This is a genomic window from Paludibacillus litoralis (assembly GCF_037646705.1).
GTDB lineage: Bacteria > Pseudomonadota > Alphaproteobacteria > Rhodobacterales > Rhodobacteraceae > Pikeienuella > Pikeienuella litoralis.
In genome coordinates this window covers 88,885-102,262 of record NZ_JBBHER010000009.1, presented here as the reverse complement: position 1 = coordinate 102,262, position 13,378 = coordinate 88,885, and the positions used below count along the sequence as shown (strand labels likewise).

Genomic DNA, 13,378 nt, shown 5'->3' with positions numbered 1-13,378 from the left:
GCCCGATCTTCAGCGCTCCAGCGCCTCCGCCAGAAGCCGGCGCCACCGCGCCGGGCCGGGGGAGTGGAGCTCCGCCCAAGGCCGCGCAAACTCGACGCCCTGCTCGACCAGAAGCTTCATCTCCCGGCGGAACCGCGCCCGGTGGCTCCTGCCGAACCCCCGCGGCTTCGGCATCTTTTCCGAGACGTTGATCCGCTCCTCCAGCTTGCCGTCCCGCTCCGGCGTCGGCCCGAGACCGAGATGCGCCTCGACCCGGCGGAGCGCGTTCACCGGCGCCTTGGATATTTCCGCATATTCCAGCAGCAGCACGTTCTCACGCGGGATATGGGCCAGAATGCGCCGAAGATGGTCGCCGTAATCGCCATCCTCGGTCAGGCTGAACCGGTTGATGAAGCGCTGCATCTCCGCCGGCTTCATCGCCTTGAACGCGTCGAGCTGGTTGATGAAGGCGGCGTGGAATTTCGCATGCGACCAGAGCCGCTCCTCCGGCTCGCGCAGGATATAGACGATCCTGATCTCGGGCGCGAAGGCGGCGACGCTCGCCCATCCCGCGTCCGGCAGCAGCGCGGTCGAGGGGCTGAAATCACAGGCCCATGCGTCCTCCGGCATGCCGTCGAACAGGCTGCGATACCATGCGTCGTCCACCGGCCCGGCCGCGAACCGGCGATACCACTCCAGCCGCTCCTCCATGCGGGAGGCCTTCCGCCCCGGCTCCGCCATCCATTTCCGATACCGCTCCAGCTTGCCCTCGCGGATCTCCGGGGTCAGCCGGTCGAACCGGCCATGGATCGAGAAATGGTAATGCAGCTCCTTCTCCGGCGTGAACCAGAGCCCGGGATTCGCGCGGATGTTCTGGTAGAGCCAGGTTGTCCCGGACTTCGCCGCGCCGACGCAAAGGAATAGCTTCTTCATGGGATCTCTTTATGCATGCGCCCGCGTGCGCTTCAATCCTGAGCCGCGCGCGTGTCGGCGCGGGAGTCCGCCGTCGGCGCGTCGGCCATGATCCGGTTGACGAGCCCGAGCCCGGACAGCTTGAGGCTGCCCTGCGCCCAGATATCGGTCTTCTTCATCGACTGGAGCTCCGCCATGAGCCGCAGCGGGTTCACCCGCCGCGTCGGCGCGCGAAGCGCCAGCTCCACCTGGCCGGTCTGATGCGCGAGCCCGCGCACCGCCCGGGCCTCGCTGAAGGCGGGGCGCCCCGCGAACCGCTCGAAGCGGCGCTGAAGAACCGCCGCCGCCTCGTCGAGATCCCCCGGCGCCGCATGAAAATCATCGACGAGCCGGAGCGCCCGCTCCCGAATCGCGGCGCGGAGCCGCCCGAGCTCCGCGCGCGCCCCGGCGCCGTAGGGGCTCTCCGCGAAAACCGGCCCGTCCGGCCCGAGGCTGACGAGCCGCCCGCGCTCCGGATCGACGAGGAACGGCTCGACCCAGGCGAAATTCCACGTCGCCCACCGCGCCGAACGGCGGCGATGATCGAGCGCGACCCCGGGGTGGATCCGGATCTGCGGATGCACGCGCCTGAGATTGCCGTTGAAATAGCGGCTCGTCATCAGAAACAGGAAATCGACCCGCCGCCCCGGCGCCGGCCGCGCGAAAAAGAGATCGGAAAGCTGCGCCGCGAACGTGCCGGAATACCCGATATCGACCGCGACCGAGGGCGCCGGCTCCAGAAGCCCCGCCCCTTCGAGATAGGCCTCCACCGCCTCGCGTCCGGCGTCCAGCGCCCGGAGCAGCGGCGCCGCGACCGCCGGATCGTCGAGCGCGCGCCGCAGCGCCTCGCCCTCCGCGCGCCGCGCGCCGCCGACCAGCGCGTCTTCCGGCAGATCGAACGCCCGCCGGAGCGTCTCCGCCGAGAACGGCGCGCCGGCGATATAGGGCGCGAGGTTCGCCAGTTTCCAGAGATCGCGCGCGTCCCGCACCTGGAGCCGGGCGCCGAGCGCGCGGCTGATCGCCAGCTCCCGGATCTCCAGCCCCTCCGGCGCGAGATGCGGGCGGAGCCCCCGCGCGGCTTCGGCGATCTCGCCGATCACCGTGCCGTCCCGCGTCAGATGATAGAGCCGCGCCGCCCCGGTCCGCCGCGCCAGCCCCAGCGCCCGGAGCGCCAGAATCCCGGCCGCCGGCCCGATCAGCTGATCGACGATCCGCTCCGGCGAGCCGAGCGCGCGCTCATCGGCCATGTCCAGCGCGGCGGCGACGCCGCGGCGGCGGAGCGTCGGCGTCGGCGCGTAGCTCTCGCGGATGTTCGCCGCCTCGGTTTCCGCGACCCCGGCCCGGTCCATGAAATGGATCGCCCGCCAACCGGCGTCCCGGGCCGGAACGACGTCGCTGTCCAGCCGGTCGCCGATATGGAGAATGTCCTCCGGCGCCGCGCCCAGCCTGCCCGCGACGGCGTTGAAGATCTTTCCGCCGCGCTTGGTCCAGCCGAGATCGGCCGAGACGAAAACCTCGTCGAACCCGTCCCGGAGCCCCGCCCGGCGGAGAATCGCGTCGACCTCCGGGCCCCGGAGATACATGTCCGTCACCGCGATCACGACCAGCCCGCGCGCGCGGAGCCCGGAGAGGAGCGCCGCCGCTCCCGGCGCCGGCCGGATCCCCCGCGCCTCCACCTCGGTCTCGAACGCGACGAGGCTCGCGGCGGCGGAGGCGGCGGCCGCGCCGGAAAGCCCCGCGCCGATCAGCGCCTCGCGGAAGATCACCTCCAGCGGCGGCTCGTCGCCCGCGCCGGCCGCGATCATCCGCGCCTTGATCCGGCCGGAGAGGTAATGGCGCGCGGCGAAGATCGCCTCCCCCGCCCGGCGCCCCGCGATCAGGCGCGCGTAGCCGGCGGTCTTTCGCTGGATCCCCTCCAGCGCCAGCCCGCGCCTGAGCAAAAGCGTGTCGAAGAGATCGAAGCTCACGATTCGCGCATCGCCGACCCGCCCGGCGATCTCCGCGAGCGCGCCCGCCGCATCCGGGTCCGCGGCGGCGCCGGCCGCGCGCCGCTCCCCCCGGCGCCGCGCCTCGAAGGCGAGCCCGCGCGCCTCCCAGAAGGCGTAGGCGCCACCGATCATGTCAGCGATCATGAACACCCGCCGCTCCGTTCGCCCGCTTGCGCGGCCCTCGTATCGCGGCTACTTCGCATATCGTGTCATTCGTTGTCGACCTCATCCGAAAGCCGCCGAAGGTGGACGATATCGTCTACTTCACGCGCAAGATTCTCTCCCGCCCGCAGGATATCCCCGGCATCCTGCGGCGCGAGGCGGCGCGCCGCCGCGCGGGCAAGGGGAAAAAGGTTCCGGACCCGATCGGCATGCGGGTGCTTTTCGAAAGCTGGGAGTCCGCGGCGTTGCAAAACCTCCTGCGCGCGCCCCCGGGCGCGGGGTCTCCGCTCGAACTTCGCGCGCCGCTCGAAGACGCGCAGGCCGCGATCGCCGCGCTTCAGCACGCGTCGGCGGTCGTCTTCATCGGCCTCGAGGACGATGCGCGCCTGCCCTGGCTCAGCCTGGAGGCCGCGCGCCTCGGCCTGCCCCAACGGGCGAGCGCGCCGGAGCGCCTGCGCGCCCTTCGCGACCGGCTGATCGAGGAGGCGGGCTTTCCCGAGCCGCTCCGCGCCGAGCTGCGCCTGCTCGCGGCGGGAGAGATCGGCGCGGCGGAGGAGATCGGCGCAGCGTGAAACATCTTCTTGTCGTCAATCTCTTTTTCGCGCCCCGCTCCTTCGGCGGCGCCACCATCGTCGCGGAGGAGGTCGCGCGCCGCGTCGCCGCCTCCGGCGAATGGCGGGTCAGCGTCCTCTCCTTTTCCGGATTCGGCGACGTCGCGGAGCCCACTCTGATCCGCACCCGCCTGCCCGGCGGGGTCGACCATTACACGCTGAATTTCGGCGGCGACCGCACCCCCGATCAGGAGTTCGACAACCCCGCCATGACCCGCGCCGCGCGCGCGCTGATCGCCGAGATCGCGCCCGACGCCGCGCATGCGCATTGCATCCAGGGGCTCGGCGCCGGGGTGATCGACGCGCTGGAGGCGGAGGGGGTTCCGATCCTGCTCTCCACCCATGACTACTGGTGGATCTGCGAGAAGATATTCATGCTCAACCACCTCGGCGTCTACTGCCGCCAGGAGGAGATCGACCTCAAGATCTGCGGGCGCTGCGTCTATGATTCGTCCGGGCTTCAGGCCCGCTGGGACAAGTCCCTCGCCACGCTTCGAAAGCCCGCCGTCATCACCTATCCGAGCCGCTATGCCCGCCTCCAGCATGAGCGGAACGGCGCGCCGGCGGAGCGCGGCTTCGTTCTCGCCAACGGCGTCACCCCGCCGGGGCCGGATTACGCCGCGAAACGCGCCGCCAGGACGTCGAAGCGGCTCCGTTTCGGCTATATCGGCGGGCCCGGTCCGCTGAAGGGCTGGGCGATGATCGAGCGGGCCTTCCGCACCCTCGATCCCGAAGCGGCGGAGCTGGTCGTCGTCGACGCCGCCACCCATCTCGGCGCCAGTTGGTGGAGCGAATACCGATTCGGGCCGCTGGAGCGCCATGTCACCGTCGTTCCGGGCTACACCATGGCCACGGTCGACGATTTCTTCGCCGGGATCGACGTGCTGCTCTTCCTCTCGACCTGGAAGGAGACCTTCGGCCTCACCAGCCGCGAGGCCGCGCTCCGGGGCGTCCATGTGATCGCCACCGATTGCGGCGCCCCGATCGAGCCCCTGATCGACGGGGACACCGCCACGATCCTGAAGGGATTCGGCTCCGCCTCAAGCCTCCGGCGCGCGATGAAGCGGCTCGTCGCCGAAGGCCCGCCCACGCCGTCGGACGCCGGCCGCGAAAAGATCGCGGCCGAGATCCAAAGCTATGACCATCAGGCGGCCGAAGTCATGCGCATTCTCGGCGAGATCACCGCTTCCGCGCCCTCAGCCCCGCGATCGTCATCGTCGGAGTGATCGCCTCCGGCGAGGTGTGGATATGGATCAGCGCGGGCTTTCCGGAGGCGCGCGCGCGCGCGAACGCGCCCTCGAACTCCTCCGTCTTCACCACCGTCTCGCCGTGCCCGCCATAGGCGCGGGCGATGGCGGCGAAATCGGGGTTCATCAGCGTCGTGCCCGAGATCCGCTCCGGGTAGTCGCGCTCCTGGTGCATCCGGATCGTGCCGTAGATCGAATTGTCGACCACCAGCACGATCGCCGGCAGGTCGTATTGCGCCAGCGTCCCGAACTCCTGCATCGTCATCTGGAAGCAGCCGTCCCCCGCGAAGCAGATCACCTCCGCCTCCGGGTGTCGCCGTTTCGCCGCCACCGCCGCCGGCAGGCCGTACCCCATCGAGCCGCAGACCGGCGCGAGCTGCTGGCCGAATCGCCGGAAGCGCCAGAAGCGATGCGTCCAGGTGGCGTAATTGCCCGCGCCGTTGGTCAGGATCGCATCCGGCGCGACCGCGCGCAGATGGGACATGATCGGCCCCATCTCGGCGTCGCCCGGCGTCGCCGGCGGCTGGCCGGACCAGTCGTTATAGGCGGCGTGGGCGGCGGCGCCCGCCCCGGCCCCGGCCCGCGCCGGCAGCTCCGCGACCGAATCGAAAAATGCGCCCGGCGCCGCGTTGATCGCCAGCGTCGGCGCGTAGATCCGGCCAAGCTCCTCCGGCCCGGGATGCACATGGACCAGCTTCATCTGCGGCGTCGGAATCGAGAGCAGCGAGAACCCCTGCGACGGCATCTCCGACAGCCGCCCGCCGATCAGGATCAGAAGGTCGCTCCCCTCCACAAGCTCGCGAAGCTTCGGGTTCGGGCCGATGCCAAGCTCGCCGGCGTAGTTCGGATGCTCATGATCGAAGAGCCCCTGCCGGCGGAAGGTGACCGTCGCCGGCAGGTCGTGCCGCTCCGCGAACCGCTGCGCCGCCGCCACCGCCGCCGCATCCCAGCGTGAGCCGCCAAGCACAAGCACCGGGCGCTCCGCCGCCGCGAACAGAGCGCCGAAATCCGAGACGTTCCGCGGCGTCGGCGCCGGGTCCACCGGCTCCGCCCTCGGCGCCGGGCGCGGCGCGTCCGCCGTCTCCGTCAGCATGTCTTCGGGCAGCGACAGCACCACCGGGCCGGGCCGGCCGTTCATCGCGACCCGCCAGGCGTGGGAGACGACCTCCGGAATCCGGTCGGCGTGGTCGATCTCCTCGACCCATTTCGCGAGATCGCCGAAGGTCTGGCGGAAATCCACCTCCTGAAACGCCTCGCGCCCCTTCATCCGCCGGCCGATCTGGCCGACGAACAGCACCATCGGCGTCGAATCCTGCTTGGCGACGTGAACCCCGGAGGCGGCGTTGGTCGCGCCCGGCCCGCGGGTGACGAAGGCGACGCCGGGGCGCCCGGTCATCTTGCCGTCGGCCTCGGCCATCATCGCCGCGCCGCCCTCCTGGCGCGCGTTGATGACGTCGATCTTCGAATCGTGAAGCGCGTCCAGCACCGCGAGATAGCTCTCGCCCGGCACGCAGAACGCGCGCTCCACGCCTTCGGCTTCAAGGCATTCGATCAGGATTTCGCCGCCCGTCTTCATCTTCCGTCCCTTTCCCGGTTTTCGCGAGATGACCGGAGCGGCGGGGCTTTGGCAACCGCCGCCGCCGCGTTCTCCGACTTCTCTAATGTCTCGACGCCTGTCAGGCCGCCTTCGCCAGCTGGCCGGAAAGCGAATTCGGGCCGCTGGAGAGAATATCCGCCGCGACGATCCGCCCCGCCAATTCGGGCGCGGCCTCCATGTGAACCGCCTGGAGATAGGGCGAGCGGCCGACCATCTGCCCCTCCCGCCGGCCCGGCTTCTCGATCAGCACCGGCAGCCTCCGCCCCACCATCGAGGCCTGGAACGCCGCCTGCTGCTCGGCCAGAAGCGCCTGAAGCCGCTGCAACCGCTCCGCCGCCACAGCGTCCGGAACAAGCGGGAGGCTCGCCGCGGGCGTGCCCGGGCGCGGCGAATACTTGAAGGAATAGGCCTGCGCGTAGCCGACCTCCCGGACCAGCGCCATGGTCTCCTCGAATTCGGCCTCGGTCTCCTCGGGGAAACCGACGATGAAATCGCCCGAAAGCGCGATGTCGGGGCGCGCCGCGCGGATCCGCTCGATCAGCCGGATATAGGCCTCCGCGCCATGCCGGCGGTTCATCGCCTTCAGCACCCGGTCGGAGCCGGACTGCACCGGAAGATGAAGATAGGGCATCAACGCCGCCACCTCGCCATGCGCGGCGATCAGGTCGTCGTCCATGTCGTTCGGGTGGGACGTGGTGTAGCGAATGCGCGCGAGCCCGTCGATCTCCGCGAGCTCCCGGATCAGCCGGCCGAGCCCCCAGCGGCCGCCTGTCGCCTCGCCCCGCCAGGCGTTGACGTTCTGGCCGAGCAGGGTGATCTCGACCACCCCGCGCTCCACGAGATCCCGGGCCTCCGCCAGAACCCGCGCCGCCGGGCGCGAGATTTCCGCGCCCCGCGTATAGGGCACGACGCAGAAGGCGCAGAACTTGTCGCATCCCTCCTGCACCGTCAGGAACGCCGCCGGCGCGCGCCGCGCCTTCGGCCGCGGCGTCGCGAACTTGTCGTCTTCGGGAAAATCGGTGTCGATCACGGCGCCGCCGCCCGCCGCCGCGCGCGCCGCCATTTCCGGCAGCCGGTGGAACGCCTGCGGGCCGACGACGATATCGACGAAGGGCTGGCGCCGGACGATCTCCTCGCCCTCCGCCTGCGCGACGCAGCCCGCGACCCCGATCAGCGGCCGCGCGCCGGCGGCGCGTCTCGCGGCCGTCAGCTTCTTGATCCTGCCCAACTCCGAATAGACCTTCTCCGCCGCCTTCTCGCGGATATGGCAGGTGTTGAGAATGATCATGTCGGCGTCGTCAGGCCTGTCCGTCTCTATATAGCCGGCGCCGCCCATGGCTTCGGCCATGCGCTCGCTGTCATAGACGTTCATCTGGCAGCCATAGGTCTTGATGAAGAGCTTCTTCGGCGCGGTCATGAACGGCCCTCCAATAGATGACGGCGCGCCCAGGCTCGATCCGGGGCGCGCCGCGTTCTACGCGTCATGAGCCGCGCCCGCAACGGGCGCGCGGCTCAGGCGGCCTTCTTCTTGCGGCCGAGGCCGATCTTCTTGGCCAGCTCCTGACGTTTGCGGGCGTAAGCCGGCGCAACCATCGGGTAATCCGCCGGCAGGCCCCACCGGGCCCGATAGTCGTCGGGCGTCATGTCATAGGCCGTCTTCAAGTGGCGCTTCAGCATTTTCAGCTTCTTGCCATCTTCGAGGCAAATAATATGCTCATCAGTGATGGACTTCTTGATCGGGACCGCCGGTTTCAACTCCTCAACCACCTCCTCTACTGGATTGGCGAGGCCGGCGAGCGTCTGGAACACCGATTCGATCATGGTAGTCAGATCGCTCTGGTTCACCGCATTGTTGGATACATGCGACGACACGATCTCGGAGGTGAGCGCCAGAAGCTCCGACCTATCGAGTTGATCATCAGTCACGTTTCAGTCTCCTACTTGCATTATGGATCTGGCGCGACTGGCTACAGCCGCGGTGATTTCGCGCGAAACTGGTATCATGATGCAGCCTTGTGTATCTGATACGTCACTTTCTTGTCGCCGCCTTTCTAAAAGACTCAGCGACGATTGCAAGCCCCTTTTACTTGCCCGGCCAATGAAAATTTCACCAGATACCGGGAAACATGCATTGAAGATATTGCGTATCGACGAATTCAAGGACTCATCCATTCGGAGGGCCTTCAGCGCCTCTCGGTCCAGCGGCCAATCTCTCCTTCAACGCCGTCGAACGCATCTTGTTCCAGCGCCCGCGCGAGCAGCCGTTCCGGGTTGGTCGGCGGCGGGAAGGAAAGCCGGCGCGCGGCCTCGCGGCTGAAACCGAAACGGCGGTAATACGGCTCGTCCCCGACCAGCACGACCCGCGTCCAGCCGGCCTCGTGGGCGCGGGCCAGCGTCTCGCCGAGAAGGAGCGCGCCCAGCCCCTCGCCCTGCCGCGTCGGATGCACCGCCACCGGCCCGAGCAGCAGCGCCGGCGCCCCGCTCTCGCCGATCCGCACCGGCCAGTAGCGGATCGCCCCGCCCAGCGCGCCGAACCCGTCGCGCGCCACCATGGAGAGGTCCCTGACCGGCGCCACCCCTTCGCGAAGCTGATAGGAGGAGAGCGCCCGCCGGCCGGGCGCGAACGCGAGATCGTAAAGCCATTCGACTTCGTCAGAATCGGCGGCCTGTTCCTCACTCAAGACGTACATGACGCAACGCGCTCCACCGCCTGCGGCGCATCGCGGCCCGCGCCGCCCCCCTTGCGCCGATGCCATCGCGCGGTAGCATGGGCGCCGTGATCGCGTCCAGCGCGGGAAAACAAGGAAAATTTCATGTTCTATCGACCGGGCGCGCAGGGTCATGGCCTCCCGCGCAATCCGTTCAACGCATTGATCACCCCGCGCCCCATCGCCTGGGTCTCGACCCGCGCCTCGGACGGCGCGCCCAACCTCGCGCCATTCAGCTTTTTCAGCGGCGCCGCCTATGAGCCGCCGATCGTCTCGGTCGCCTTCACCGGCGCCAAGCTTGGCGCCCGCAAGGGCGAGCGGAAGGATTCCCTCGCCAATATCCGCGAAACGAAGGTGTTCGCGGTCAATATCGTCTCGACCGCGCTGAAGGACGCGATGAACGCCACCTCCGCGCATCTTGCGCCCGGCGAAGACGAATTCGCCGCCGCCGGCGTCACCGAGGCCCCGTGCGAGATGATCGCCGCGCCCCGGGTCGCCGAATCGCCGGCGACGTTCGAGTGCCGGCTGGTGCGGCTGGTCGAGTTGCCGAACGATGGCGAGGGCGAAAACTGCACCGTCTTCGGCGAAGTCGTCGGCGTGCATATCAGCGACGCGATTCTCAATGAGGGCTTCGTGGACCCGACCCGTTTTCAGCCGCTCGCGCGCATGGGGTATCTGGACTATACGTCGGTGACCGAGGTCTTCACGATGAAACGGCCCGCCTGACCAGATGACGCCGATCGATCCGAAATCCCTGCCGCGGGGCCTCCCGGGCGCCATCGCCCGCATCGCGGAGCGGGTGTCGAACCGCACGGATCTTCGCGATCTGCCGTTCCATGAGGCGGCGTCCGGGCTCTTCATCGCCGATCTACACGCCGACACGCTGCTCTGGGGGATCGAACCGCTCGCGCCGCGCTCCGGGGGGCATCTCGACGGGCCGCGCCTTTCGGCCGCCGGGGTCGGGCTTCAGGTCTTCGCCGCGCCGACCTGGACGCCGCTGCCGTTCCGGACGGAGGATTCGCGCCTCGTCGTCAACGCCCGCGGCTTCGATCAGAGCCACGCCCTCTTCCCGACCGAGATCTTCTCGCCCGCCCGCCGGCGCGGCCTCACGCGCCGGAGCCGGGCGCTCCGCATCGCGCGCCGCTTCGACGAGATGGTCGAGGCCAGCCAGGACCGAAAGGCCCCCTTCCGCGCGATCCCGATCAGGGCCGCCGAGGATTTCGACAAGCTGACGCCGCGCGGCGACGGGCGCCCCGAGGTCGGCGTGATGCTGGCGCTGGAGGGGGTTCACTGGCTCCGCCCCGATTCGACCATGGAGCGGGTCGAGGACACGCTGGCCGAGCTGCATGGCGCCGGATTCCGGATGATGGCGCCGACGCACCGCTTCTCCAACGGGCTCGGCGGCTCGAACGAGGATTCGGACGGGCGGATCGGCCTCACCGCCGCCGGCCGCCGCTTCGTGAACGCCTGCCTCCGCCGGCGCATCGTCCTCGATCTCGCGCACGCCTCCTCCGCCCTGATCCGCGAGGCCTGCGGCATGGCGCTCACCCAGGATGACGGGCCGCGCCCGGTCATTCTCTCCCATTGCGGGGTGAAGGCCGTCCATCCGATCTCGCGCAATCTCTCGGTCGCCGACATCCGCTCGATCGCCTCGACCGGCGGCCTCATCGGCATCGGGTTCTGGCGCGGCGCGATGGGCTGGCGGGACGACCAGCCGTTCGAGGCGAAGATGCGGCGCATCGTGGACAGTTTCGCCGCCGCGCTCGCGATTCTCTCGGCGGAGGATTTCGTCGAGGAGATGCACGGCCGCTACGGCCGCTACGACCCGTATGAGCACCTGGCCTTCGGCTCCGATTTCGACGGCGCCGTCACCACCGCCTTCGACACCACCGGGATAAGCCATGTCGTGGCCGCGCTCGCGGCGGCGACCGACGGCGCCGGCGCGCCGCTCTTTCCCCCCGAGAAGCTGGCGCTGGTCGCGGGCGAGAACAGCCGCCGCGTCCTCAGGGCCGCGATGAGCTGAATTCAGCCGCCCCGCGCGATCCGGGGCGCCGCGCCAAGATAGGTCATCGGGTCCAGCGCCGTCTCCCAATCGATCGGCGCGTCGCTCTCTTCCGCCAGAACCGCGCCGAGCGGCCGGCCCTCGGCCAGCGCCCGCGCGCAGGCCGCCTTCACCAGCGCCTCCGCCTCCGGGCGCGGCGAATACGCCGAGAGCGCGAATGTCGCCGCCTCCGCCAGCATCAGCCCGCCGCTCGCCGCCATGGTCCGGCGCATCGCGCCCGGCCGGGCCTCCAGCGTCGCGACGAGCGCCGCCGCATGGCGAAGCGCGGCGCCGGCCGCGACCACGATCTGCGGCAGCGTCAACCATTCCAGCGCCCAGGCCGCGCCTTCGCGCTCCTCCGCATGGATCTGCGCTTCATAAAGCCGGCCGACGATCCCGGCGTTCGCCCGCGCCAGCGCGACCAGCGTCTCCGGCGCGACCGGATTCTGTTTCTGCGGCATCGTGGACGAGCCGCCCGGCGCGCCCGCCGCCGCCTCCCCGATCTCGGAGCGCGTCATCAGCATGAGATCCAGCCCGATCTTGCCGAGCGCGCCGGTGATCAGCGTCAGCGCGCCGCCAAGCTCCGCGACCCCGTCCCGCGCGGCGTGCCAGGGAACCGGATCATGGCCGAGCTTCAGCTCCGCCGCCAGCGCCGCCGCGACCTCGGGCCCCTTCGGCCCCATCGCCGCCAACGTGCCCGACGCCCCCGCGAGCGAGACCCGCAGGAGCCGCGGGCGAAGCTCCGCCAGGCGGGCCTCGCACCGCACCAGCCCGGCGCGCCAGACCGCGATCCGCGCGCCAAAGGTCGTCGGCGTCGCGATCTGGCTTCGGGTGCGCGCCGCCATCGCCGTTTCGGCCTCCGCCGCCGCCTTCGTCTCCAGCGCCTCCGTCAGCGCGCGAAGCCGGCCTCCGATGATGTCGAGCGCGCGGCGAAGCCGCAGCGCGAGCCCGGTGTCGACGATATCCTGGCTCGTCGCGCCATGATGGACATAGGCGGCGTGCGCCGGCGCCGCCATCGCCCGCCGGAACGCCCCGACCAGCGCCGGAACCGGCACGCCCGCCGCCGCCGCGCCCGCGGTCAACTCGGCCGGGTCGATCAACACCAGCTCCGCCGCCCGCGAGATCGCCTCGGCCGCGTCGGCCGGGATCAGGCCAAGACGGCCCTGCGCGCGCGCCAGCGCCCCTTCAACCAGCAGCATCGCGCGAATCTCCGCGCTGTCGGTGAAGAGCGCCTGGATCTCCGCATCGCCGTAGAGACCGCGCCAAACCATACTGTCGAACGGAGTGACCGCCATCGAACCTCTCCTCAGCCCCGCGCCCCCAATAGCAGAGCCCGCCATCCCCCGTCGACCGCCCCGCGCGCCGCGCCTCCGAGCGACCGGCGCGCCGGTCCGCGATCCGGGATCGCGCGGACATGGCCCCATCCCGCCAGCGCGATCAAGGCGCAACGCTCCGCTCTGTCCTTCGCTTTCGAGGCGCGGCGCCTGACGCCGATGCGGCGCGCGCACAGCTCTTCGAACGCACGCCCCTGAGCCCGCCTGGAAAGGGATCGTCCATCGTCTGTCGCCATCCGCTCGCCCCGACCGGGCTGGCGGACGCCGCCGAAGGCTTCTCCCTCCCCTCCCCGGGGGCCGCGGCCGCGAGACGCGGCGATGACGGGGCCGGGCGCGGCGCCTGACGCCGATGCCGCGCGCGCACAGCTCTTCGAACGCGCGCCCCAGAGCCCGCCTGGAAAGGGATCCCGTCCATCGTCTGTCGCCATCCGCGCGCCCCGACCGGGCTGGCGGACGCCGCCGAAGGCTTCTCCCTCCCCCCCCCGGGGGCCGCTGCCGCGAGACGCGGCGATGACGGGGCCGGGCGCGGCGCCTGACGCCGATGCCGCATCGCAACCGATCCGGACGAGCCGCTCTCGATGCTCGACCCGCCCCCTGGCGAAAGGCGCCGGCGCGCATGCCATCCTCGACGCGCTTCGCACGCGATGGCTCCGGATCCGCCCCTCCCGGTGCGCCGACGGCGCCCGCGTCCGCGAAAACCCGATGGGCGAAGCCGCCCTCCTCCACATCGCCATCGCGGCGGCCCCCGCACCGACAAGGC

Annotated in this window: 11 protein-coding genes; 4 read left to right on the top strand and 7 right to left on the bottom strand. The window is 70.4% G+C overall.

The genetic code is table 11. The features are described from left to right. Positions 1–9 precede the first annotated feature (9 nt). Both WG921_RS15840 and WG921_RS15835 read right to left on the bottom strand, forming a co-directional pair. Entirely contained in the window at positions 10–912 is a 903-nt protein-coding gene (locus WG921_RS15840) for a sulfotransferase domain-containing protein (protein WP_340110229.1), read from the bottom strand. A gap of 32 nt (positions 913–944) precedes the next feature. Continuing rightward, the gene (locus tag WG921_RS15835; protein ID WP_340110272.1) at positions 945–3,062 is read right to left on the bottom strand and encodes an HAD-IA family hydrolase; all 2,118 of its coding nucleotides are present in this window, start codon (positions 3,060–3,062) and stop codon (positions 945–947) included. A 62-nt stretch (positions 3,063–3,124) separates the two neighbouring features. Here WG921_RS15835 and WG921_RS15830 point away from each other — a divergent pair, with 62 nt between their 5' ends. Then, a complete protein-coding gene (locus WG921_RS15830; protein WP_340110228.1) occupies positions 3,125–3,652 on the top strand; it encodes a hypothetical protein in 528 nt (175 codons plus the stop codon). Further along, the gene (locus WG921_RS15825) at positions 3,649–4,917 is read left to right on the top strand and encodes a glycosyltransferase family 4 protein (protein WP_340110227.1); all 1,269 of its coding nucleotides are present in this window, start codon (positions 3,649–3,651) and stop codon (positions 4,915–4,917) included. The genes WG921_RS15830 and WG921_RS15825 overlap by 4 nt, the downstream gene beginning before the upstream one ends. Here WG921_RS15825 and WG921_RS15820 read toward each other — a convergent pair. From WG921_RS15820 to WG921_RS15805, 4 genes are all read right to left on the bottom strand, one after another. Then, positions 4,871–6,514, bottom strand: a complete 1,644-nt coding sequence (locus WG921_RS15820; RefSeq protein WP_340110226.1) for a thiamine pyrophosphate-binding protein — start codon at positions 6,512–6,514, stop codon at positions 4,871–4,873. The genes WG921_RS15825 and WG921_RS15820 overlap by 47 nt on opposite strands. Before the next feature lie 100 nt (positions 6,515–6,614). After that, entirely contained in the window at positions 6,615–7,952 is a 1,338-nt protein-coding gene (gene miaB / locus WG921_RS15815) for a tRNA (N6-isopentenyl adenosine(37)-C2)-methylthiotransferase MiaB (RefSeq protein WP_340110225.1), read from the bottom strand. A gap of 95 nt (positions 7,953–8,047) precedes the next feature. Then, a complete protein-coding gene (locus tag WG921_RS15810) occupies positions 8,048–8,461 on the bottom strand; it encodes a Ros/MucR family transcriptional regulator (RefSeq protein ID WP_340110224.1) in 414 nt (137 codons plus the stop codon). A gap of 257 nt (positions 8,462–8,718) precedes the next feature. Then, complete coding sequence (locus WG921_RS15805) at positions 8,719–9,225, bottom strand: GNAT family N-acetyltransferase (protein ID WP_340110223.1); 507 nt, start codon at positions 9,223–9,225, stop codon at positions 8,719–8,721. Positions 9,226–9,348: 123 nt separating this feature from the next. On the opposite strand from WG921_RS15805, the gene WG921_RS15800 reads away from it, so the two are divergent. Both WG921_RS15800 and WG921_RS15795 read left to right on the top strand, forming a co-directional pair. After that, positions 9,349–9,969, top strand: a complete 621-nt coding sequence (locus WG921_RS15800) for a flavin reductase family protein (protein WP_340110222.1) — start codon at positions 9,349–9,351, stop codon at positions 9,967–9,969. Positions 9,970–9,973: 4 nt separating this feature from the next. After that, positions 9,974–11,266 carry a dipeptidase gene (locus tag WG921_RS15795; protein ID WP_340110221.1) on the top strand — a complete coding sequence of 431 codons (1,293 nt, stop codon included), beginning with the start codon at positions 9,974–9,976 and terminating at the stop codon, positions 11,264–11,266. A 2-nt stretch (positions 11,267–11,268) separates the two neighbouring features. On the opposite strand, the gene WG921_RS15790 is transcribed toward WG921_RS15795, so the two are convergent. Further along, the gene (locus WG921_RS15790; RefSeq protein ID WP_340110220.1) at positions 11,269–12,579 is read right to left on the bottom strand and encodes a lyase family protein; all 1,311 of its coding nucleotides are present in this window, start codon (positions 12,577–12,579) and stop codon (positions 11,269–11,271) included. Positions 12,580–13,378 lie beyond the last annotated feature (799 nt).

Bases quoted from the DNA above. Each gene is read 5' to 3' on its own strand.
- WG921_RS15840 (WP_340110229.1), bottom strand. From the start codon at position 912: ATGAAGAAGCTATTCCTTTGCGTCGGCGCGGCGAAGTCCGGGACAACC.
- WG921_RS15835 (WP_340110272.1), bottom strand. From the start codon at position 3,062: ATGATCGCTGACATGATCGGTGGCGCCTACGCCTTCTGGGAGGCGCGC.
- WG921_RS15820 (WP_340110226.1), bottom strand. From the start codon at position 6,514: ATGAAGACGGGCGGCGAAATCCTGATCGAATGCCTTGAAGCCGAAGGC.
- miaB (WP_340110225.1), bottom strand. From the start codon at position 7,952: ATGACCGCGCCGAAGAAGCTCTTCATCAAGACCTATGGCTGCCAGATG.
- WG921_RS15805 (WP_340110223.1), bottom strand. From the start codon at position 9,225: ATGTACGTCTTGAGTGAGGAACAGGCCGCCGATTCTGACGAAGTCGAA.
- WG921_RS15800 (WP_340110222.1), top strand. From the start codon at position 9,349: ATGTTCTATCGACCGGGCGCGCAGGGTCATGGCCTCCCGCGCAATCCG.
- WG921_RS15795 (WP_340110221.1), top strand. From the start codon at position 9,974: ATGACGCCGATCGATCCGAAATCCCTGCCGCGGGGCCTCCCGGGCGCC.
- WG921_RS15790 (WP_340110220.1), bottom strand. From the start codon at position 12,579: ATGGCGGTCACTCCGTTCGACAGTATGGTTTGGCGCGGTCTCTACGGC.